The sequence below is a fragment of the Candidatus Riesia pediculicola genome, from assembly GCF_002073915.1.
GTDB lineage: Bacteria > Pseudomonadota > Gammaproteobacteria > Enterobacterales > Enterobacteriaceae > Riesia > Riesia pediculicola.
This window is the reverse complement of record NZ_CP012841.1, coordinates 472,875-494,436: the sequence shown is the minus strand read 5'-3', so window position 1 is coordinate 494,436 and position 21,562 is coordinate 472,875. Positions and strand designations below refer to the sequence as shown.

Annotated in this window: 18 protein-coding genes, 1 tRNA gene and 1 pseudogene; 6 read left to right on the top strand and 14 right to left on the bottom strand. The window is 27.5% G+C overall.

Annotation, left to right across the window (positions count from 1 at the left end; all coding sequences use genetic code 11):
- Positions 1 to 11: 11 nt before the first annotated feature.
- Together pgi and murI are read right to left on the bottom strand one after the other, a co-directional pair.
- Positions 12 to 1,673, bottom strand: coding sequence for a glucose-6-phosphate isomerase (gene pgi, locus AOE55_RS02340; RefSeq protein WP_013087565.1), 1,662 nt, complete (start codon positions 1,671 to 1,673; stop codon positions 12 to 14).
- A 162-nt stretch (positions 1,674 to 1,835) separates the two neighbouring features.
- Complete coding sequence (gene murI, locus AOE55_RS02335) at positions 1,836 to 2,648, bottom strand: glutamate racemase (RefSeq protein WP_013087768.1); 813 nt, start codon at positions 2,646 to 2,648, stop codon at positions 1,836 to 1,838.
- 182 nt (positions 2,649 to 2,830) lie between these two features.
- Here murI and rpmB point away from each other — a divergent pair, with 182 nt between their 5' ends.
- Positions 2,831 to 3,076, top strand: coding sequence for a 50S ribosomal protein L28 (gene rpmB / locus AOE55_RS02330; protein WP_013087692.1), 246 nt, complete (start codon positions 2,831 to 2,833; stop codon positions 3,074 to 3,076).
- Positions 3,048 to 3,215, top strand: coding sequence for a 50S ribosomal protein L33 (gene rpmG / locus AOE55_RS02325; RefSeq protein WP_013087877.1), 168 nt, complete (start codon positions 3,048 to 3,050; stop codon positions 3,213 to 3,215). The genes rpmB and rpmG overlap by 29 nt, the downstream gene beginning before the upstream one ends.
- Before the next feature lie 188 nt (positions 3,216 to 3,403).
- Here rpmG and coaD read toward each other — a convergent pair.
- Positions 3,404 to 3,899, bottom strand: a pseudogene (gene coaD, locus AOE55_RS02740) (pantetheine-phosphate adenylyltransferase).
- Positions 3,900 to 4,929: 1,030 nt separating this feature from the next.
- Between coaD and AOE55_RS02310 the strand changes: the two are divergent.
- The 3 genes from AOE55_RS02310 to pta all read left to right on the top strand — a co-directional run bounded on the left by AOE55_RS02310 (position 4,930) and on the right by pta (position 10,119).
- Positions 4,930 to 5,367, top strand: a complete 438-nt coding sequence (locus tag AOE55_RS02310; protein ID WP_013087857.1) for a rhodanese-like domain-containing protein — start codon at positions 4,930 to 4,932, stop codon at positions 5,365 to 5,367.
- 1,308 nt (positions 5,368 to 6,675) lie between these two features.
- Positions 6,676 to 7,899, top strand: a complete 1,224-nt coding sequence (locus AOE55_RS02305; RefSeq protein WP_013087897.1) for an acetate/propionate family kinase — start codon at positions 6,676 to 6,678, stop codon at positions 7,897 to 7,899.
- 66 nt (positions 7,900 to 7,965) lie between these two features.
- Complete coding sequence (pta, locus tag AOE55_RS02300) at positions 7,966 to 10,119, top strand: phosphate acetyltransferase (RefSeq protein ID WP_192847601.1); 2,154 nt, start codon at positions 7,966 to 7,968, stop codon at positions 10,117 to 10,119.
- A gap of 27 nt (positions 10,120 to 10,146) precedes the next feature.
- Here pta and AOE55_RS02295 read toward each other — a convergent pair whose 3' ends face one another.
- The 9 genes from AOE55_RS02295 to AOE55_RS02700 form a co-directional block, all read right to left on the bottom strand.
- A complete protein-coding gene (locus AOE55_RS02295) occupies positions 10,147 to 10,707 on the bottom strand; it encodes a UbiX family flavin prenyltransferase (protein ID WP_013087411.1) in 561 nt (186 codons plus the stop codon).
- Positions 10,708 to 10,746: 39 nt separating this feature from the next.
- The gene (folC, locus tag AOE55_RS02290) at positions 10,747 to 12,033 is read right to left on the bottom strand and encodes a bifunctional tetrahydrofolate synthase/dihydrofolate synthase (RefSeq protein WP_080611774.1); all 1,287 of its coding nucleotides are present in this window, start codon (positions 12,031 to 12,033) and stop codon (positions 10,747 to 10,749) included.
- The gene (gene accD, locus AOE55_RS02285; protein WP_013087660.1) at positions 12,030 to 12,911 is read right to left on the bottom strand and encodes an acetyl-CoA carboxylase, carboxyltransferase subunit beta; all 882 of its coding nucleotides are present in this window, start codon (positions 12,909 to 12,911) and stop codon (positions 12,030 to 12,032) included. The genes folC and accD overlap by 4 nt, the downstream gene beginning before the upstream one ends.
- A gap of 219 nt (positions 12,912 to 13,130) precedes the next feature.
- Positions 13,131 to 13,898, bottom strand: coding sequence for a tRNA pseudouridine(38-40) synthase TruA (gene truA, locus AOE55_RS02280; protein ID WP_080611773.1), 768 nt, complete (start codon positions 13,896 to 13,898; stop codon positions 13,131 to 13,133).
- A gap of 168 nt (positions 13,899 to 14,066) precedes the next feature.
- A complete protein-coding gene (locus AOE55_RS02275; RefSeq protein WP_013087443.1) occupies positions 14,067 to 15,203 on the bottom strand; it encodes a 4-phosphoerythronate dehydrogenase in 1,137 nt (378 codons plus the stop codon).
- Positions 15,204 to 15,354: 151 nt separating this feature from the next.
- Complete coding sequence (fabB, locus tag AOE55_RS02270; RefSeq protein ID WP_080611771.1) at positions 15,355 to 16,599, bottom strand: beta-ketoacyl-ACP synthase I; 1,245 nt, start codon at positions 16,597 to 16,599, stop codon at positions 15,355 to 15,357.
- A gap of 374 nt (positions 16,600 to 16,973) precedes the next feature.
- Positions 16,974 to 18,041 carry a chorismate synthase gene (aroC, locus tag AOE55_RS02265; RefSeq protein WP_013087712.1) on the bottom strand — a complete coding sequence of 356 codons (1,068 nt, stop codon included), beginning with the start codon at positions 18,039 to 18,041 and terminating at the stop codon, positions 16,974 to 16,976.
- A gap of 51 nt (positions 18,042 to 18,092) precedes the next feature.
- Positions 18,093 to 18,452, bottom strand: coding sequence for a hypothetical protein (locus AOE55_RS02705; protein ID WP_013087519.1), 360 nt, complete (start codon positions 18,450 to 18,452; stop codon positions 18,093 to 18,095).
- On the bottom strand, positions 18,449 to 19,015 hold the full coding sequence (locus AOE55_RS02700; protein WP_013087838.1) for a HemK family protein methyltransferase: 567 nt from the start codon (positions 19,013 to 19,015) through the stop codon (positions 18,449 to 18,451). The genes AOE55_RS02705 and AOE55_RS02700 overlap by 4 nt, the downstream gene beginning before the upstream one ends.
- A gap of 495 nt (positions 19,016 to 19,510) precedes the next feature.
- On the opposite strand from AOE55_RS02700, the gene AOE55_RS02255 reads away from it, so the two are divergent.
- A tRNA-Arg gene (locus AOE55_RS02255) sits at positions 19,511 to 19,583 on the top strand.
- Positions 19,584 to 19,647: 64 nt separating this feature from the next.
- Here AOE55_RS02255 and AOE55_RS02250 read toward each other — a convergent pair.
- Both AOE55_RS02250 and AOE55_RS02245 read right to left on the bottom strand, forming a co-directional pair.
- A complete protein-coding gene (locus AOE55_RS02250; protein WP_013087462.1) occupies positions 19,648 to 20,697 on the bottom strand; it encodes an extracellular solute-binding protein in 1,050 nt (349 codons plus the stop codon).
- Positions 20,698 to 20,822: 125 nt separating this feature from the next.
- Complete coding sequence (locus AOE55_RS02245) at positions 20,823 to 21,473, bottom strand: ABC transporter permease subunit (protein ID WP_231131477.1); 651 nt, start codon at positions 21,471 to 21,473, stop codon at positions 20,823 to 20,825.
- Positions 21,474 to 21,562 lie beyond the last annotated feature (89 nt).

The window sequence follows — 21,562 nt, the reverse complement described above, 5'->3', positions numbered from 1 at the left end:
AAAATGATATATCAATAACGAATCTTCCATTTTTTATAAAGATTAATTAAACCATTGGTAGAACTATCATGGTATTGAACTTTCTTTTTTAACGGGTCATTAATTTCTGAAAAAATATAGTTGGCCGATTTTTTTCCAAATTCTACTCCCCATTGATCAAAACTGAAAATATTTAAGATCACCCCTTGAGAAAACGTTTTATGTTCGTACATAGCAATCAAAGAACCCATTACATATGGAGTAATTTTTCTGATTAATATCGAATTAGAAGGTTTATTTCCAAATAAAAATTTGTGAATATAAAGAATATCATTCGATTTTTTACAAATATTTTGTTCTTTTTTGATATTCCCAAAAGCCAATATTTCAGATTGCGCAAAAAAATTACTCATCAATCTATCATGATGATCCCTTGTAAAACTTTTTTCATTATCACTATCATGTACGCAAACAGAACCTATGAAATCACAGGGAATAATTTTGGTTCCTTGATGGAATAATTGATAAAAAGCATGTTGTCCATCAATTCCGGAACCTCCCCAAATAATTGGATTACTTTGATAAGATATGGTTTGATGATTTCTATCGATATTTTTTCCATTAGATTCCATACCGAGTTGCTGTAAATAATTTGGAATATTCCTCAAACAGTAGTTATAAGGTAAAACAGCAGTTGTCTCAAATTTAAAAAAATTGTTATACCATATCTCTATTAAAGCCATAATCACAGGTATATTTTTTTTAAAATCGCTCTCATAAAAATGACGATCCATAGAATTTGCACCAGCTAAAATCTGTTTAAAATTCGAAAATCCTATAGATAAAACTATCGGTATTCCAATCGCCGACCAAAGCGAATACCTTCCTCCTACCCAATCCCATATCTTAAATATGTTTTCAGATTTCACACCAAATTTTTTGGCTTCATGAATATTCATAGAAATGGCAATAAAATGATTATTCATATGTTTTTCATTTTTTGCTTTCTTTAGAAAGAACTTCTTTATGGAATATGCGTTAGTCAAAGTTTCTTGAGTTCGAAAAGTTTTTGAGGAAATTAGAAATAATGTTGTTTCTAAATGAATTTTTTTTAAAAGATCGTTGAAATGTTCCACATCAATGTTTGATAGAAAATGAAATCTTAAATGATTTCTATAAGGTTTTAGAGACTGAATCATGATCTTTGGACCTAGATTAGAACCTCCTATTCCTATGTTGACAACATCGGTTATTTTTTTTCCAGTGTATCCCCTCCATATACCTTGAATAACATCTTCGCTAAAAGATTTCATCTTTTTTAAAGATATATTTACTTTTTCTCGTATATTTTGTAAAAAGTTATTTTGATTTTCATCAAGGATATTCCCTCTTAAATGCATATGAGAAACAGATCTTCCTTCCGTTACATTAATTTTTTTTCCACAAAACATACTTTTGATTGCATCTTCTAAATGAGTTTCTTTCGCAAGATCAATCAAATTTTCAATTATTTTTTGATCAATTCTATTTTTTGAGTAATCAAAAAATATCTTATCATCAAAATTGATAGAAAATTCCTGAAATCGATTTTTATTTCGAAGAAACATTTCTTTCATATGTACATCTTTGAAAGATTGATAATTCCTTTCTAAATTTTTCCATGCTTTTGTGAAAATAGGACTTATATTTTTCATTACTATAAAATCTCTTAAGTTATACAGTACATTTATAAATTAATTTCCATTATATGCGAAATTTTTTTTTAGAAACTCTTTAACTTAAAATTTTAAGTTCAAGTTCTTTAGAGGAAAATATTTTGCAGTAATCAATTTACTACGATCAAACTGTTTGAAAATTCAAATAGTTATCTTTTTCATCTTTAAAAATCCAATCCTTTTGAAGAAATCTGATAATTCTTTCATTTTATAATCAGATTTTGTAAAAAAAACCATATTTTCATGATATTTATCATAGTATTCTTTTTTCTTCGATCGCTTATCGACATAATTAGTTAAATCATCATAAATATTCTTTTTAGAATCAATCAAGTTAATACATTTTGGAAAAGCTTCTTTTATTTCTTTGGAAATAAATGAGTAGTGAGTGCATCCTAAAACAATTGTGTCTGGAATTTGATGATTAGATAAATTCTTTAAAATAGAATAAATTTTATTTTTTAAAATAATTTTTCCTCGAATTTTCTCCTCAATCATCCTTACTAGTTTAGAAGAAGAAACTAAATGAATTTTAAACTCTTTTGAATAAAAACTTACTTTATTTCTGATGTATTCAATCGTTCTTTTAGTTGCCAAAACATATATGACTTTATTTTTAGTAAATTGGATAGCAACGTCTATTTCCGGAACGGATCCTAAAATTATATAATCTGAAAAAATATCTTTTAATATGTTTATACTTACTACACTAACAGTATTGCAAGCAAGAATAATTATTTCAAATTCTCTGTCTCTCTGAATTTGATCAATCAACCTTATTACTCTTTTAATTATAAAAGATTCTTTTCTATTTCCATATGGAAAAAATTCGTTGTCAAAAACATAAGTGTAACTTAGATTTGGTAGTTTTCTTACCAAATATTTATAAACGGACAATCCGCCTAATCCAGAATCAAGAATTAATATTTTTTGAGAAAAATTGATATTTTTCACAGTAATTGTTCGAGATTTTATCTATTAGAAGACATTTAATGATCATTTTTATTGTATCACAAAAAATAATCTGTTATAATCCAAGTTTTAAGTAATTTTCCTTTAATACGCTATGATAGCGGATAACATAATTCAAGTAATCCATACATATCTTCTTAAAAAAAATTTAAAAAATAAAAAACATGAGTAGAATATGTGAAATCACTGGAAAAAAATCTACAAAAGGTAATCATCGATCTCACTCGATGAATGCCACCAAGCGTCGTTTTCTTCCTAATTTACATTATCATAAATTTTGGATAGAAAAGGAAAAAAGATTCGTAAGATTACGAATTTCAGCTAAGGGAGTTCGAATAATAGAAAAGAAAGGAATCGAAAATATTTTGAAATCGAAAAAATATGGCAAAAAGTTTAAGAAAAAAAATTAGAATGGTTTCTTCTTCAGGAAGTGGTCATTTTTATACAACATTTAAAAATCAAAAAAATAGTCGAAAAAAATTGTTAATCAAAAAATTTGATCCGACTGTTAAAAAGCACGTCTTATATAAAGAAAAAAAAATTAAATGATCTTTTAAGATTACTGTTCGAATTTTTACGTTTTAGAAAAATATAGTTGGATATTCGAATTCGTCGAGGTTTGCTTTTTTTTAAAAAACTATTCTTACAGAGAGTTTTATTTTTATTATTTAATCAATGAAAACATTTTTTAAATGATAATAATCGAAATATTAATATGGTTTTTCCTTTAGTATATTTTATAAATTTATTTTTCTGAGAATTGTGCGATTTAGATCTTTCCTCACAGGTTTTGGTAAAAATCTAGAGATATTTCCTCCGTAATATGCTATTTCCTTCACTAAGGAAGAAGAAATAAAGGAAGAATCATAAGAAGAAAGTAAAAATATCGTTTCCAAATTACTTGAAATTTTCTTATTTAGAAATGCGATTTTCTTTTCATACTCAAGATCAATAATACATCTAATAGATCTTATCAAGATATCTATTTTGTTTGATCTTGCAAAATCTACTACTAATCCCGGAATTTTTTTCACTTGAACGTTTTTAATAAATTTAGTACTTTCCTTTATAAAAAAAATCCTCTCTTCAATAGAAAGAAGTGTTTTTTTTTAGATTATTAGCTATTCCTACAATAATTTGATCAAATATGGAAGAAGCTCGGACGATGATGTCTACATGCCCTATAGTAGGAGGATCAAAGCTTCCAGAATAGATAGCCGATTTTTTTTTCATTATTTACGATTCCTTCTTTTATAAAATCTAATTTTTAATAAAAACATTAAAAAGTAGTATAATTAAGTTTCAAACAAAAATTTTTATTCTTTATTTCTTGAAAAAATTTTGTTACTAAAGAAAAAATTTTTTCAATTAAAAAATCTTTCTGAAAAAATCTCTAATATTTAATAAATATCATCTTCTTTCAATAATCGTTTTACTATCAACAAAACTATTCGATTAAATCTTAAAGATAAGCTTACATGATGTCCTAATTTCATTCAAAAACTAATTTTTAAATATTTTTGAAGGTCAGATTCAAAAGAAAGTATTTTCACAATCGCTTCAACATAAAAATTATAAGCACACTTTAATTAAATTTCCAAAAGTTAGTGCTAAATCATTAAATGATTTCTTTGAAAGAAGTTTCTTTAAAATGGTTTGTCTTTTAAAAAAAATTTAAGAAACTTATCAAGAAATTTATTTTTTTATTTAGGAAAATGATTTAACACTCTAAACGAAAAATGAATTTGTAAAAAATTTTAATTGATCTCATTTAAAAATAAAAAAGAATAATTTTTATCATTATTTTTAAAAAATCTTCCAAAGATTATGTTCTACAAACTTAAGAAATGCTTATATAATTTAAGTCAATCGAAGTGACTTAAATAAAAGATTTAATTTGGAAAGATGCAAGCATTATCATTTTATCATTTTATAAAGAAGCAAAAATATTTGAGAATGTATACTTAAAACCGAATATTTGATCAGTCAATTTTATTTAGATAGAAAATATAAATTCATTATTGATTTCAATAAATTGCTCAATTATAATGAAGTTTATATCTAAACAATATCTCTCAATTTGATTAAAAATAGATAAATGATCTTCTTGTTGCATTTTTCTTTCGATATTTATTAACCCCAGTCGATAATCTAAAAAGTTATCCATAATCAATTCGTATTTTTTGATGTGTTAGAAAATTTCGACAAATTGAGAATATCAAAAACTCTTCAAAGTAAGTTCTTTCAAAAATTCCTTATTTTTATGAAAGATATAATTGTTTTTTTTAATAAATATAAAATGATTAGTTCAATTTGGACTATTTTATTTTTTTCTTTCATATTTATCAATTTATATCAATTTTTTTTAAAACTAAAAAATATTAGTAGTTATCAATTAATTCGATGGATTAATCGAGAGAAATCTATTATTTTTGATTTTAGAAATTATGATGATTTTTGTAAAGAGCATATAATTCATTCTATTCATTTCTCTGAAATATCTTCAAAAGAAGTAAATGAAAAAAATATAAAAAAAATAAAAGATAAAAAAATTATAGTGATTACAGAAAACGGAACAGAAATTTTAAAACCAACGAGAATGTTAAAAAAGTTAATACACAAAAAAATCTATGTTCTAACTAATGGAATTAATGGATGGAAGAAAGATCATCTTCCATTAGTTAGAAAGAAAAAATTGTAATTTCAAAAAAAATTAAAATCTGATTCCGATAAGAGGAAATTTAATTTTTAACTAAGTCAAATTGGAAATAACTTGAGGGTAATTTGTAAAAATCTGTTATAGTTTTTAAATCAAATGTTAAAAGATAAATTTAAATTCGATAACTTCGAGAATATAAAAAGTTCAACCTTCAATTTAAAAACGAAAAACATACTGATTTTGAAGAAAATAGTTTTCAAATATTTATAGGACCTGTTCGAATATCGTTAAGAATACTTATAAGATCTTTTCTTTTGAAGAAAAGAATACCGAGAACCTTTAAAAGAAACTAAGATTCTTAATAATCAGGTCCAAATAATTTAAATAAATAAAGAAATTATCTTTTTAATTTATTATTATTCAAACATATTATTAATCTTTTTATAACATTGATAACATATGAAAATTTATTTAAAAAATAAATCAAGTATTATCAGAAATATTTGAACGAAAACAAAAGATAATTTGATCTACATCGATTAAAAAATTTTAAATAATTATAAACATGATTTTTTTTAAATACATATCTAAATTATAAACTTTATCTATAATTGAACGTATCATTTTACTGCTCTAATCTTTGGAATTAAAAAACGATAAGTTAACACAATCAAAAAAATATTTTTAAAAGATCCTTTGCAAAAATGAGAAAACAATAAGAATTTTAAGACATCATTCTCAAAATGAATAACATTAAAATTATCTTATACAAGAAGTATCTTCTTAAATTATGAGATCTTCCTATCATCTCTAAAAAATTCTTTGATTGAAAGTTTGTTCATGTAAAATGAAGAAAAAATTATCAAATAATTCATCAATATGATCATCCATACTCCTAAAAATCTTTAAAAGTTATAAAGATTTTTGAATAGAGGAGAAAAAGTTAAAGAAACTAATTTAATTATATAAAACAATGATTTTTATCAAAAATTTAAAACTCAATCTAAAGAAATTCAAAGACTCTTTAATCTCTTTTATAAGAGTTAAAAACGATTCTTCGAAAGAATCTAATACGAATAAAACATATTTTAAAGAGCTCTCATAATACAAAGTCAGACGATCAGTACCGTTTAAACATAACTTTTCATAACATAAAAATAATCCAATTTCAAAACAACATAATATGAAAAATTATCAAAAATTCCAAAAAGTTAATCAATTTACTTTTTTTATAATTCAAAAAAAATAATTCGATCAAAATATATTCAAAGTAAAAAAGAAAATCATATTTTTTGATCGAAGATTTTATTTTTAGAAATCTGGATAGGATGTTAATTGGAAAAGGTACCTATGATTAGAAAAATCGAGAAATACGTATTAGTATTAAATTGCGGAAGTTCCTCATTAAAATTTGCTGTCATTGATGTTATTGAACAAGAAAAAATTTTGTTTGGAACTGCGGAATGTTTAAATTCAAAAGAATCTCGAATAATCTATCAAAGATATAGAGATCAAAAAAAAGAAACTATTCTCATTAAAAATTTGACACATAAAAGATCAATTAATTTTATAGTCCAAACAATATTACTCAAAAATTTGGAAAATCTGAACTCAATTGTAGGAATAGGACATAGAATAGTTCACGGAGGAAAAGAGCTAAATCGATCAGTCATAATTAATAATAAAATTTTAAAAAAAATACAAGAATCTGTTCCATTTGCTCCTCTTCATAATCCCTTCGGAATAATTGGTTTTAAAGAAGCTTCATACGCTTTCCCAAACTTAAAAAACAAACAAGTAGCGGTTTTTGACACAACTTTTCATAATAGTATTCCAAGAGAATCTCATTTATATGCTATTCCTTACTACTTATATAAAAAATATGGAATTAGAAGATATGGTGCACATGGTATTAGTCATCAATACGTTTCTGAAAAGTTTGCAAAAATTGTCAAAAAAGACATAAAGAAATTAAATATAATCAGTTGCCATCTCGGAAACGGTGGATCAATTACTGCAATAGTTCATGGAAAATCAGTGGATACTTCCATGGGTATGACACCTCTAGAAGGTTTGATGATGGGGACGAGAAGTGGAGATATAGATCCCTCCATTATCTTCTATTTATATAACGTTCTAAAGATGAATGTTAGTCAAATACAAGATATTTTAACAAAAAAGTCGGGAATATTAGGAATCACTCAAGTCAGTAATGATATGAGATTTGTCGAAAATCACTACAATAAAAATGTTCATGCTAATTGTGCTATGAAAATGTATTGTTATAGACTATCGAAGTATATAGCATCTTACTTTATAACAATGAATAAATTTCCAGATGGAATCGTGTTTACTGGAGGAATTGGAGAAAATTCAGTTATGGTTAGGAAGATCACCATGGACAAATTAAAGATTTTCAATGTTAAGTGCGACGAGAAAATCAATTCAAGAACTAAATTCGGAAAATGTGCAATGATTAGTAAATCTGATAGTATTCCAGTATGGGTAATTCCTACGAATGAAGAATTGATCATTGCAAAAGAAACCTTTGATCTATTAAAAGAAAAGAGTTAATGCCTTTCTGTAAAGTCTCTTTATGACCTTATATGCTATACCTTCAAAATAAGCGAGGTAAAAACATTGAATACAATTATCTTAATTCCAACAAATCCTGAGAGAAACTTAAGTAATATCATATTAGGATTGGTACATTCCTTAGAAAGACAAAAGAAAAAAATATATCTTTTCGAACCAATCTTCAAAAAAATAGAAGAAAAAAATAATGATGTTGAAAAGTTAATAAAAATAACTTCAAAAAAATGTATATATCAAAGATCAAAAAAGAAAAATGTTGAAAGATCAGAATTCTTTGAAAAAGAAAAAGTCCTAGAAGAGATAATTGATTATTATAATTTAATTAGATTAAAGGAAGATATCGATAAAATTTATTTGATTAAAGGAAATTGTATATCAAATGAATATCATTCAAATATGTTTATAAACTACGAAATTATGAATTCAATATCAGCAAAAATCGTTTTTATCGCTTCCGAAGATACTGATTATCATCAATCAATTTTAAAATATATACAATTCTTAAAAATTTCAAGAAAAAATGTTCTAGGAATAATTTTCAGTAATGTTTCAGATTATCTTGATGAACATCCAAAAAAAACTTTTTTAAATTTTTCTTATAAAGAAAATTTAAATAAGAAACACTTTAATTCAAAAAAAAGAAATTTTAAAGCATTTTCTAATATAGAAATGATCAAGATTCCATGGAACTTCAATCTTATGTCTATTAGAAGTATTGATATATCAAGATACTTAAAAAGTAATATACTAAACCGTGGAGAAATAGAAACTAAGAGAATAAATTCAATTTTGTTTGGAACAAAAAAACTTTTTGATCATTTTAATAATATTCCTGAAAAGTCTCTAATCATATCAAGCTCGAAAGATCTCCAAACTATAATATCAACTTATCTATCTATTTTAAACGAAAGATTAAAGATTAGTACTTTACTCATTGTAGATGGACTTGATATCGATAGAACTTTATACAATTGTTTACACCGTCTGTTCTATAACACTCACCTTCCCGTACTCATCGTAGAAGAAAATTTATTTGAAACTTCGGTTAAAATACAAAAAATCAATCCATTAAATCTAATGATTCAATATCAAGATGTTCAGAAAATCAAAAAAATTAGAAATTATATTTCTACCCATTTGGAAGGTAGCTGGATAAAATCTTTGTTCATTGAAGAAAAAAAATCGATCTCTAACTTTTTTTTAGAATGCCGAGGAGAAAATATCTCTGCTGCAATGTTTCGTTACAAATTAATTTATCTAGCAAAACAGAAAAGAAAAACGATCATCCTTCCAGAAGGAGAAACGTTTAAAATGATTCGAGCTGCTTCTATATGCAAAAAAAAAGGTATATCCAACTGCATTTTGTTAGGTAATCCTAAAAAAGTAAAAAAAATAGCTGATCAATTTGAAATTAGTTTGAAGGATATTGAAATACTCGATCCAAAAACAATTTATCATCGATATATCGATCAATTAGTAATTTTAAGAAAAAAGAAAGGTATGAACCGAGAATCTGCTTCTAGTCAACTTAAGAAAAATAATATTTTATTGGCAACTATGATGCTTCAGCAAGATGAAGTAGATGGTCTAGTTTCCGGAATAGTTAACACTACAGCAGATACCATTCGACCTGCCTTACAATTGATCAAAACAAACTCAATAAGCTCGATTATTTCATCCATATTTTTTATGCTATTTCCGAAAAAGACATTGATCTTTGGAGATTGTGCTATTAATATCGATCCTAATTCAGAAGAATTATCCGAAATTGCTATTCAATCAGCAGAATCAGCTATGCATTTTGGAATAATTCCAAAAATAGCTATGATATCTTACTCTACAGGAAATTCTGCATATGGGGACAGTGTAGAAAAAGTTAAATCAGCAGTAAAAATCATTAAAAGAAAGAAACCAGAACTATTAGTAGATGGACCGATTCAGTACGATGCTGCTATTTCTGAAGAAGTATCGAAAAAAAAATTTCCAAATTCCAATTTATCTGGAAAAGCAACTGTCTTTATTTTTCCAAACTTGGATACCGGAAACGCAGTATATAAAGCTGTTCAGAGAGCAGCGAACTTAACTTCCGTAGGTCCGATACTACAAGGAATACGAAAACCGGTGAACGATCTCTCCAGAGGAGCTTCAATTGAAGACATCATTTATACAATTGCAGCTACTTCTATTCAATCAAGATAAAACTATTAATTTCTTAAAATATAATTTTTAACCTTTATATCTTATAGAGTTTTCTAAAAAAATTCCAATTTGATCCAAAATACGATAGACAGTCTGATCAACGATATCAGATATACAGTTTGGTTTATTATAAAAAGATGGTATTAAAGGAAATACGACTGCTCCTCTTTTTAAGAGTTCTTCCATCAATTTGATATGACCTAAATGAAAAGGCGTTTCTCGAACACACAATACCAAATTTCTTTTTTCTTTTAAAACAACGTCGGCAGCACGAACGATTAAACAATCATTATAACTATTTTCAATACCTGAAAGAGTTTTAATGGAACAAGGAACTACGATCATCCCTGAAGTAATGAAGGATCCTGAAGATATAACGGAAGATTGATCTTGGTTGCTATAAACAAAATCTGCTTTTTCTTCAATTTGATTCAAAGGACAATTTGTCTCTAAACTGATTACTTTTTTTGCAGATTCGCTAATAATCAAATGTATTTCAAATAAATTAGATGATCGAACGATGTCCAAAAGACGAATTCCGTAAACTACTCCACTCGCTCCTGTCAAACCTACTATGATTTTTTTCATCTTCAAATAAAAAAGATATTATCGCAATTAAACGAAATTTTAACTGAACATTTTTAGATACTCGGAAACTATATAAAAAGATCCGAAAACTAATAGAACATTTTTTTCGATCTCTTTTAAAACTGATTCATATGCTGACAAAAAATTTTCATGTTGAAAGGACTTCTTCATATATCTTGATAGATCTTTAGATGATAGCCCTCTTTCATCTTGAAAGTTAGAAACAAAGTTCCACTGCCAAATCTTATCTTTCAGAACTGATAGAATTAGGTTTATATCTTTATCTCTCAATATAGAAGTTATAGCGTATATTTTTTTTCTCCGAGACTGGAAATAATCCAACCTTTTTGATAAATATTGAGCAGCATGAAAGTTATGGGCAACATCTAGAATAGTTATAGGACCTTTTTTAAGACGAATGATTTGAAATCTTCCTGGTAATTTAGCATTTAAGATTCCATTTCGAATATGCTGATTTTTTATCTTTTTTCTTAAGTTAACATAATTCTTCTTCAATAAGTATATAGCAGCTAACCCTGTAGCAACATTGTTTATTGGAATACTTTCTGAAAAAGGTAATTTTCGAAAGATACATTCTCCGGATTTCCATTGCCAACAATTTTTTTCAATCTCGAAAATCCAATCTCTTCCATAAATAAATAAATCAGTCATTAATTTCTTTGCCGATATTTGAACTGAGTTCGGAATATCTGTTTCCCCAATAATCGAAGTTTTTCCATATCGAAATATTCCACATTTTTGATATCCAATTTTTTCCCTATCGTTTCCTAGAAATTTAACATGGTCTCGAGCGATATTAACAATTATAGATATATCAGAATCAATAATATTCGTTGCATCTAATCTTCCACCCAAACCGACTTCCAATATAGCGATTTCTAACTGACTTTTTTTAAAGATCTTTAAAGCTGCTAACGTTCCATACTCAAACTCTGTTAACGTGACAATCTTCTCCTTACTTTTCTCTATATCGTAAAAAGCATTACAAAGCAATCTTTCAGAAACTTCTTTCCCTGAAATTCTAATTCTTTCAGTATAAGAAATTAGATGAGGAGAACTATATACTCCAGTTTTGACATTGGATTGAATCAAAATTTTCTCTATAACATTACAAGTCGTACCTTTTCCATTAGTTCCAGAAACAACAATGACAATAGGAGCAGGATGAAACAAATTCATCTTCTTTGCAACTGATTTAATTCGTTCCAAACTCATATCGATTTGAATGGAATGTTGAGAACGAATATAAACCAACCAATCTTCAAAAGAAAAATTCTTATTAAATCTTAATTTCGGATAAATCATGTCTTTTTTGAAGATGTTTTCTTAAAAATTCTTCGATTAGTTAAAATAGAAAGTATATTGTAGACTTTTTCTCTCATTTCAAATCTATTTACGATCATATCAATTGCTCCATTCTTTAAAAGAAACTCACTTCTTTGAAAATTTTTTGGTAATTCTTTTCCAATAGTTTGTCGAATTACTCTTGGACCGGCAAATCCAATAAGAGCTTTCGGTTCTGCTATATTGATATCTCCTAACATTGCAATACTTGCAGAAACTCCACCCATAGTAGGATTGGTTAATATCGAAACATAAGGTAACCTTTTTCTCCTCATTTTTTTTAGAGATGCGCTAGTTTTAGCCATTTGCATCAGAGAAATAAAAGATTCCTGCATTCTCGCGCCTCCACTGGAAAAAAAAGAAACTAGAGGACAGTGGTCTTTTAAAGATCTTTCTACTGCTATGACAAATCGGGATCCAACAACAGAACCCATTGATCCTCCCATAAATAAAAATTCAAATGCAGAGGATACAATTGGCATACCTTTTAATTCACCTTTCATGACAATCATGGCGTCGTTTTCTTTAGATTTTTTTTGAGATTCTTTCAATCTATCAGTATACTTTTTTATATCGTAAAAGTTAAAAAAATCTTTTGTTTTTAAATTTTTTCCAATTTCTATTGATTTAGATCTATCTAAAAAAAAACATAATCTCTTCCGAGCAGAAATATACATATGAAAGTTGCATTTTGGACAAACAAACAAATTTTTTTCTACCTCTTCTCTATAAAGAATTTGGGAGCAATTATCACATTTTGTCCATATTCCTTCAGGAAAATTTCTTTTTTTTGTACGAACGATTTTGTTTTTTTTAGATTTTCTGTCGATCCAACTCATGTTTTATAAGAGAATGCTTATTTGTTCTACAAAAAAATAGAACGTATTTGTTAGTTTTGTTTTAAATAAAAATAAGGTGAATCCTTTAAAATATATTCAATAGAAAATTAATTGTCTTTTAAAGAAATCGTGTTCTAAAAGATGTACAAATTAAATTAAAAAAAATGAGAAGTGAAATTGATAAAATTCGTTCTAAGCTAAGAATAAAGAACAAGTAGTTCAACTAGGAAGATTGAATTCTTTTGAGTAATTTATGTGCATCAAATATAGACCTTTTGAATGTACTTTAGGACCTGATTTTGTTCTATCCTTTAACTCAATCAGTTTTTTTATCCATTCTGTTCCTTTTTTTCCTAAACCCACTTCGATCAAACTCCCGACGATATTCCTGACCATATTGTAAGCGAATGAATTCGCCACAATGTCAATAATAACATAACTATCAAACCTTTTTACGTTTATATATCGAATATTTCTTTTAGTGGATCTAAATGAACGACGATCAAAGGAAATGAAGGAAATCAAATCATTTTCTCCCAATAAACATTGAGCAGCTTTATTCATATCTTTATAATCTAGTTTCTTAGAAATATGAAGAACATTCGATCGAAATATTGCTGGACGAATCTCTTTATTAAAAATCAGATACCGATAGTGCCTAGAAATTGCACTGAATCTAGCATGAAATCGATGAGAAACGGGCTTTACCCAAAGAACCGATATATCTTTTGGCAAAAAATGATTAACTCCTGAAACCCATACGACGTCCTTTCGGATTTTATAAGTTTCAAAATGAACCACTTGCCCGAACGCATGCACTCCAGAATCAGTTCTTCCTCCGCAATATGTTTTAATATCTTCATCGGTCAATTTTTTTAAAGAGCTCTCTAAACGTTTCTGTATACTATCCAATCCGTTTTTTTGTTTTTGCCATCCATGATATCGACTTCCGTCATACTGTATTCCAAGTGCAACTCTATTTTTCATAATTTTAAAAAAAAACTTGAAAATTATCTTCCAAAGTTTAGTTAAATACTTTGAAAAATTTCAATTGGATAGAAATTCATCCGATAAGAATAGTTCGAATATTTTAAAATTCAAAAAGATAGAAAATTATTAAAAAAAACAACATTTCAAATCGATCCAAAATATTTCCTAAATATACCTTACGATAAAACCAATTCTTTTTAGTAAATTAAATGAATTGACATCATCACAATTTACCATAATGGAAGACCATTCTCTTCGTATTGAGTAATTGTTTCGAATATATTCAAAAGAAATTTCCCTATTTCTTTCATAAATTCTCTTCCATAAGATACTATCATCGTTAGCATTATAGACTAGATGTATCAAATTTTTTAGATTCTTCTCATCGATTGATCCAGTAAAAAAGATTTCTTTAAACTTTGATTTTGGAAAAAGTCTATCTTCCAAAATTTCTATTGATTTCTTCTTCAAAAATTTATTTAGCTTCTTAAAAATTTGCGTTACACCTCTTATTTTAGACTCTATTGAATAACCAGCAATATGTGGAGTTCCAATCATAACTTTTTCAAAAAGATATTGAGAAATATTCGGTTCGTTTTCCCAAACGTCTAAAATCACTTTAATCTTTTTTCCTTTCCGAAATAATTTAGAGAGTGCTCGATTATCTATAACAGATCCTCTACTAGTATTAATCAAAATTTTGTTTGTTCCAACAGCATCTAAAACATTCTCGTTAAACAAATGATATGAAGAAGTTTCCAAAGATGTATGCAAGGAAATAATATCAGATTTTTGTATTAGATCTTCCAAAGAAATACACTGTGTTCTTTTATCTTTTTCTTCATTGACAGATCTAAAAGGATCATATAATATGGTATTTACTCCGAAAGATTTTAAATAACGTTTTAATAAACTCCCAATTTTCCCAAATCCTATAATTCCAAAAGTTTTTCCTTGTAATTTAAAAAATTTTTGATCAAATTGAGATAATAATGCAGATATAACGTACTCTACAACAGAAATTGCGTTACATCCCCCCGCATCGCAAAAGAAAATTCCATTCTTTTTCATCCATTTTTTATCCAAATGATCCGTTCCGGACGTTACACTTCCGACAAATTTTATATTGGTATTTTCTATTAGAGAACGATTTACTTTGGTAATCGACCGAACTATCAATATTTCTACATCTTTTGAAAGTTTTTCAAAAACATTATGATTATCGAAAAAATCTACATCACCGAATTTCCCGAACAGTTCCAAAGCATAAGGAATATTTTTGTCCACCAATATTTTTAACATTTCGTCAATTTTTCAAAAATTTTATATAAAATTCACAAGAACTCAAATAAAACCTGCATGAAGTTCAAAACCTCAATCCCTAAAATAAAAGATAAAATCAAGAATTATTTTATAAATAAAAGTTCAAGAAATTCCCCAACATTTTGATTTATTATTTGTCTATAGTTGGAAAAGAATATTTTTCCATTAAGATAGATGCATTAGTCCCTCCAAATCCAAAACTATTCGACATAACTGAGTTCATCTCTTTTTCAAAATATTCTGTAACAATATTCATGTCTTTTGCATTTTTATCAAGTTCATCTATATTAATACTCGGAGAAACAAATCCGTATTTCAACATGATTAAGCTGTAAATAATCTCATGTACTCCAGCAGCTCCTAAAGAATGTCCAGTTATCGATTTAGTGCTAGAAATTAAAGGAAGGTTATTTTTCCCGAAGACCTTTCGAATAGCGTCTAATTCTTTTATATCTCCAATTAATGTCGATGTTCCATGCGTGTTAAGATAATCTATAGCACCTTTCTTTTTGTTGCGTAAAGCCATCTTCATGCACCTTTCCGCTCCTTCCCCTGACGGGGAAACCATATCATATCCATCTGAAGTTGCTCCATATCCAGTTATCTCTGCATATATATTAGCCCCTCTTGACAATGCGTGAAATAATTCTTCTACTACAACGATTCCACCACCTCCGGAAATTACAAATCCATCTCGTCCTTCATCATATGGTCGAGAAGCTTTTTCTGGAATATGATTGTATTTTGTAGATAAAGCTCCCATCGCATCAAACTCACAAGTCAATTGCCAACTCAATTCTTCTCCTCCTCCCGCAAAAACAATATCTTGTTTATTCAACTGAATTAATTCTAAAGCATGTCCAACACAATGAGCTGAAGTTGAACAAGCAGAACTAATTGAATAATTTACACCTTTGATTTTAAATGGAACTGCTAAACAAGCTGATATCCCAGATGCCATTGCTTTCGTAACCATATAAGGTCCAATTCCCCTTAATCCTCTTTTCCTCATAATATCAGAACCAGCTACCTGATGATATGGCGATCCTCCTCCAGAACCAACCACAATCCCTGTTCTTATATGAGAAATCTGATCATGCGAAAGTTGAGAATCTAGGATAGCTTCTTGCATAGCTAAGTAAGTGTATATGGAACAATCACTCATGAAACGTAACACTTTTCTATGAATCTTCTTTCTAATTTTTTGTCTATCAATTTTAATACCCCCCCAAACACAACTTCTTAATCCAGCACTTTTAAACTCTTCTGAAAATTGAATTCCAGATTTTCCAAATCTTAAAGAATGAAGAACTTCTTTTTGATTGTTACCAATACTTGAAATAATTCCAATTCCGGTAATTACTGCTCTTCTCATTAAAAATATACCTTATCTACGATCATAATTAATTTAATTTCAAAAAATACTCTATGAATTTCATTCAGAAAAAAACAGCCAAAACTCTATTTTGAGAAAATATGAGAAAACTCAAAAAATTTTCTAAAGAAAATAATATAAAATAAAAAACAGATCTAAATAGAAAGAAATTTTATCTTTTAGAAAAAATATAAAAAAGAAAGGATACAAAATTTATTTCATACAAAACAAATCATTAAGCATTTGATATCCTTATAAAAATATATCTTTGAAAAATAGTTTATTCATTTTTACATCAGAAATTCCAATTCTTCATGTTTATTGATATTTCTTCTTAAGAAGCAATCGAAAGTCTTTCAAAAAAAGAGATTTCGTCACGTACATCTTCCTCGATGAATCAAGAAATGATCGGTTAAAATAATAGCTAACATTGCTTCTACTACAGGAACTGCCCTAATTCCAATACAAATATCGTGTCTTCCTGAAACAGAAATAGTGGTTTCTTCTCCAAGATGGTTAATCGTTGTACATGGAATCTTAATGCTAGAACTTGGTTTAAATGAAACATGTACTACTATATCTTGTCCAGTAGTGATTCCTCCGAGAATTCCGCCAGAATGATTGGTAAGAAAAAGATGATTTTTTACCATTTCATCTCTGTTTTGACTTCCTTTCATCTCGACAACTTTGACGCCATCTCCTATCTCTATAGCTTTTACTCCATTAATATTCATCATTGCATGACCGATATCAGCATTAATTTTGTGAAAAACAGGTTCTCCTAAACCTGAAGGAATGTTCCGACCAAGTACAGTAACCTTTGATCCTATGGAATCACCTTTCTTCTTTAAAGAAGAAAATAATTTTTTTAGTTTCAAAACCATCGAGCTGTCTGGACAAAAAAAATTTTTTTTAGAAATTTCACCCCATTCTTTTAATTTAGGAGAAATTTTTCCGACCTGACTTAGATAAGCTTGTATAACCACTCCCAATTCTTTTTTTAAATATTTTTTTGCGATCGAACCTGCGGCTACCCACATGGCGGTCTCTCTAGCAGAAGATCTTCCTCCTCCTCTATAATCTCTAACTCCATACTTTTTCTGATAAGTATAATCAGCATGTCCAGGTCTAAAAATATTTTTGAAACTTTTGTAATCTTTAGGTTTTTGATCGTAATTTTTCAAGAACATTCCAATGGGATTACCAGTTGTTACCCCCTCAAACACTCCAGAAATTATTTTCACTTCATCAGGCTCGCTTCTTTGACTGATTCCTTCTTCAGAGATTATTTCAGGTTTTCTTCGATCTAAATCAATTCTTAAGTCTTCTTCTGAAATTTGTATTCCAGGAGGAACTCCATCTAAGATGCATCCCATGGCTATCCCATGAGACTCACCAAATGTAGTAACACGAAAGATCTTTCCAATTGAATTTCCAGTCATTATTTGAACTCCGATTTTTTTTAATTTCTTTTATGACATTTCTAAACAATTTTAAAAAAATTTTTGGTTTTCAAAAATCTGTCTCTTTCCAATACAGAACACTCCTTTTCCTTTATTTTTTAATTTTAAAATTTTAAAATTAACCTTTGGAAAACGACTGAACAAATTCATTATATTTTCGCCAACTTCACATATTAACAGTCCATTCTCGTTCAAAAAATAAGAAGAATATCGTAGTATCTTTTTTATAAATTTCAAACCATCTTCTCCAGCTCTTAAAGAAATAACTGGTTCCATTTGATATTCTTTTGGCAACATTCCCAATGTTTTTTGATCGACATAAGGAGGATTTGTAATAATAAGATCATATTTCTTTGGTGGAATGCTAGTAAATAGATCGGAATGAATCAAAATATTCTTTCAGAAAGAGAATGCAACTCTATATTTTTCCGAGCAACCTCCAACGCCTCTCTAGAGATATCCGATGCTTCTATTTCCGAATTTTTAAAGATGTGTGCGCAAGAAATGGCTATACATCCACTTCCAGTACAAAGATCTAAAATTTTCTTTGGTTCCACGTTTATAATAGATTCAAAATTATTATCAATCAATTCTGAGATAGGGGATCTTGGAATGAATACTCTTTCATCTACATAAAGCTCGTGTTCACAAAACCAGATTACATTAGTTAAGTAGGCTGAGGGTATTCTATCGAATATTCTTGAAATCAAAACTTCTGCAATTTTCTTTTTTTCTGAACGAGTTAAACGAGAAGACAAAAAAATCTCTGGAACATCGGTTGATAATTTAATTGTGGAAAATAGAAGATACACAGCTTCATCGAATGAATTATCTGTTCCTTGTCCGTAGCAAACATCTGAATCATTAAGTTTGGTCACCATCAATCTGAGCACATCTTTGATAGTGCACATCTCTAGTATTTCATTATTTATGTTTTGATACTTATTTTTCATAATACTCTTCGAGAGAATTAACCGAAAGTCTTTTTCAAAATACTTAAATTTTAAAATAAGAAATGTCTAACTTTTTCTTAAAAATTTTAAAACTTGATTTATATAAAAAATTACAAAATATTTTTTAATTTCAAATATTTCAATTCAAAAAAAATTTTAATGAAAGATACCAGTTGACATAAAATATTAAAAAAATATACTAAAAACATCTCGATTTCATTTGGTAATTTTTTTATCAAAAGTCTTTTTAGATTTCTTTTAAAATGACAGTTTTTCTCTGATTCATATAAAAACTTTTACAAAAACTATTAATAGATTATCCAGAAAAATTAAAAAAAAATTTTCACATGGGAAAAATATTTTAACGATTTAATTTTTGAAAATCAATTCGAGAAGATTGATTAGGTTACTCAAATTTAATTTCTGTACGAAATCGGATCATATCTCCAAGTAAAGATTTACCAATTGAGAAAATAGATTAAGAAAAATTTGACAGTTCTCTTAGTTAAACTGGATATAATAAACCGTTCCTAACGGTTAGTTACGGGTTCGAATCCTGTAGAGAACGAAATTGAATTAAAAAAAATATTCAAATGAAAAGAAAATCAATATTTTTTCAAAAAAACTCCATTTTATCTTTCAATTTTTAATTTTTGGAAATATTTTTCATACAATATATTTGATTTTTCAACATTCTTTTGCCATTCTCCTTTTTTAATTACATCTTCGTCTGGATATAAAGTTTTATCATTTGTTATAGATTTTGGAAGAAGTTTTTTTGCTCCTAAATTAGGTGTTGGATATCCAATTTGTTTAGAGACTTCCGCGGCTATTTCAGGCCTTAATAAAAAATCAATTAGCTTAATTGCACCTTCTACATTTTTTGCATTTGATGGAATAGCCAAATTATCCATCCAAAAAATTCCTCCTTCTTTCGGCCAAACGAAATCAATTGGAAACCCCATTCTTTTAGCTACAAAAGAAGATCCATTCCATAACATTCCGAGATCAGCTTCACCTTGTAGGAAAGGCATAGCCGGATTATCTGAATTGAAAGCTGTTACATTTGGCATTAACTTTCTGAGTTCTTCATAAGCTATTCGAATCAAATTGGAATCTTTAGTATTTCCAGAATATCCAAGTTTGATTAAAGTCATTTGGAATATCTCTCTAGCATCATCGATTAAAAGAACAGATCCTTTAAATTCAGGTTTCCATAAATCTGACCAAGAAGAAATGTTTGACTTACTCGAAAGAAGTTTTTTATTAACACCAATCCCTGTAGCTCCCCATATATATGGAATAGAATAGTCATTTTCAGGATCAAAGGATTTTTTTAACCATTTTGGATCCAAATTATGAAAATGTTTTAATTTAGTTTTATCTATTTTTTGAAGCATACCTTCCTGTTTCATTTTTTCTATAAAATAACTCGAAGGAACGATGATGTCATAAGATTCTTGAAAATTAGCTTTTAATTTACTATACATACTTTCATTTGACTCGTACGTAGAACATATAACTTTAATTCCAGTCTCCTTAGTAAATTGATTCAATAACCAAGAAGGTGTGTATTCGGACCAATTATAAAAATATAAAGTCTCTTGTTTTGGTTTTGAAAGAACAAAAGGTCCAAAAAAAAATATCTTGATTAAAAAAAGACAAAAAATGTACTTTTTCATGTTCCAACCTCTTCTTATTAAAAAAATCAGATTTACTATAGTTCTAGAATTGATTTATTAAAAACATAAAAAATCATTTCTTATATCAATTCAAAAAAAATCTGAAAGTTAAAATCATCTCGATTTTATACTATTAATCTCTTTCTCTTATTTTTTTTGAAAATCTTCCATAATCCATGAACCAATAAAAAGCAAAACATAAAGAATAAAAGAAGAAGTATTGAAATTTCATTAATTTCTGAAGATATTCCTACTTTTACCATAGAATAAATTTTTAAAGGAAGTATTTCATATCTTGGTCCAGTAACAAATGAAGAAATAGTGACGTCATCTATCGAAACAATAAAAGTTAATAGCCAACTAGATACTATTGCTGGAATCGATAATGGAAGAATGATATATCGCAAAATTAAAAACTCACTAGCTCCAAGATCTTCAGCTGCTTCTAACAAGTTTATATCGAACTTTTTCATCTTAGAATAAGTATTGATTACTGAAAATGGTAAACAAAAAGTAATATGAGATAATAATAAAGAAAAGAATCCTAATGGAATTCTTATAAATTTGAATAAAAATAATAAAGAGATTGCCATTACTATATCTGGAGAAACAGAAACAATAAAAAGCATACAATATATAAAAAATTTACTTTTAAGGCTATATCTTAAAAGGGAGAGAGAAATTAAAAATCCTATTATTGTAGTTATGCTTGCAGATAAAAAAGAAATTGTTATGGAATTTAATGCAGCTTGCATTAAAGAATCATTTTTCAACAATAATTCGTATTTACTAATATTAATTTCTTTGAGAGAGCTACCAAGTTTGTAAAAATGAAAAGAGTCGATTATTAAGATAATTATGGGAA

Coding starts and splice junctions, on each gene's coding strand:
- AOE55_RS02305 (WP_013087897.1), top strand. CDS start 6,676: ATGATTAGAAAAATCGAGAAATACGTATTAGTATTAAATTGCGGAAGT.
- AOE55_RS02295 (WP_013087411.1), bottom strand. CDS start 10,707: ATGAAAAAAATCATAGTAGGTTTGACAGGAGCGAGTGGAGTAGTTTAC.
- AOE55_RS02700 (WP_013087838.1), bottom strand. CDS start 19,015: ATGAAAAATAAGTATCAAAACATAAATAATGAAATACTAGAGATGTGC.
- truA (WP_080611773.1), bottom strand. CDS start 13,898: ATGAAAAATAGAGTTGCACTTGGAATACAGTATGACGGAAGTCGATAT.
- rpmG (WP_013087877.1), top strand. CDS start 3,048: ATGGCAAAAAGTTTAAGAAAAAAAATTAGAATGGTTTCTTCTTCAGGA.
- fabB (WP_080611771.1), bottom strand. CDS start 16,599: ATGAGAAGAGCAGTAATTACCGGAATTGGAATTATTTCAAGTATTGGT.
- pgi (WP_013087565.1), bottom strand. CDS start 1,673: ATGAAAAATATAAGTCCTATTTTCACAAAAGCATGGAAAAATTTAGAA.
- AOE55_RS02310 (WP_013087857.1), top strand. CDS start 4,930: ATGAAAGATATAATTGTTTTTTTTAATAAATATAAAATGATTAGTTCA.
- rpmB (WP_013087692.1), top strand. CDS start 2,831: ATGAGTAGAATATGTGAAATCACTGGAAAAAAATCTACAAAAGGTAAT.
- aroC (WP_013087712.1), bottom strand. CDS start 18,041: ATGACTGGAAATTCAATTGGAAAGATCTTTCGTGTTACTACATTTGGT.
- folC (WP_080611774.1), bottom strand. CDS start 12,033: ATGATTTATCCGAAATTAAGATTTAATAAGAATTTTTCTTTTGAAGAT.
- accD (WP_013087660.1), bottom strand. CDS start 12,911: ATGAGTTGGATCGACAGAAAATCTAAAAAAAACAAAATCGTTCGTACA.
- AOE55_RS02250 (WP_013087462.1), bottom strand. CDS start 20,697: ATGAAAAAGTACATTTTTTGTCTTTTTTTAATCAAGATATTTTTTTTT.
- AOE55_RS02275 (WP_013087443.1), bottom strand. CDS start 15,203: ATGTTAAAAATATTGGTGGACAAAAATATTCCTTATGCTTTGGAACTG.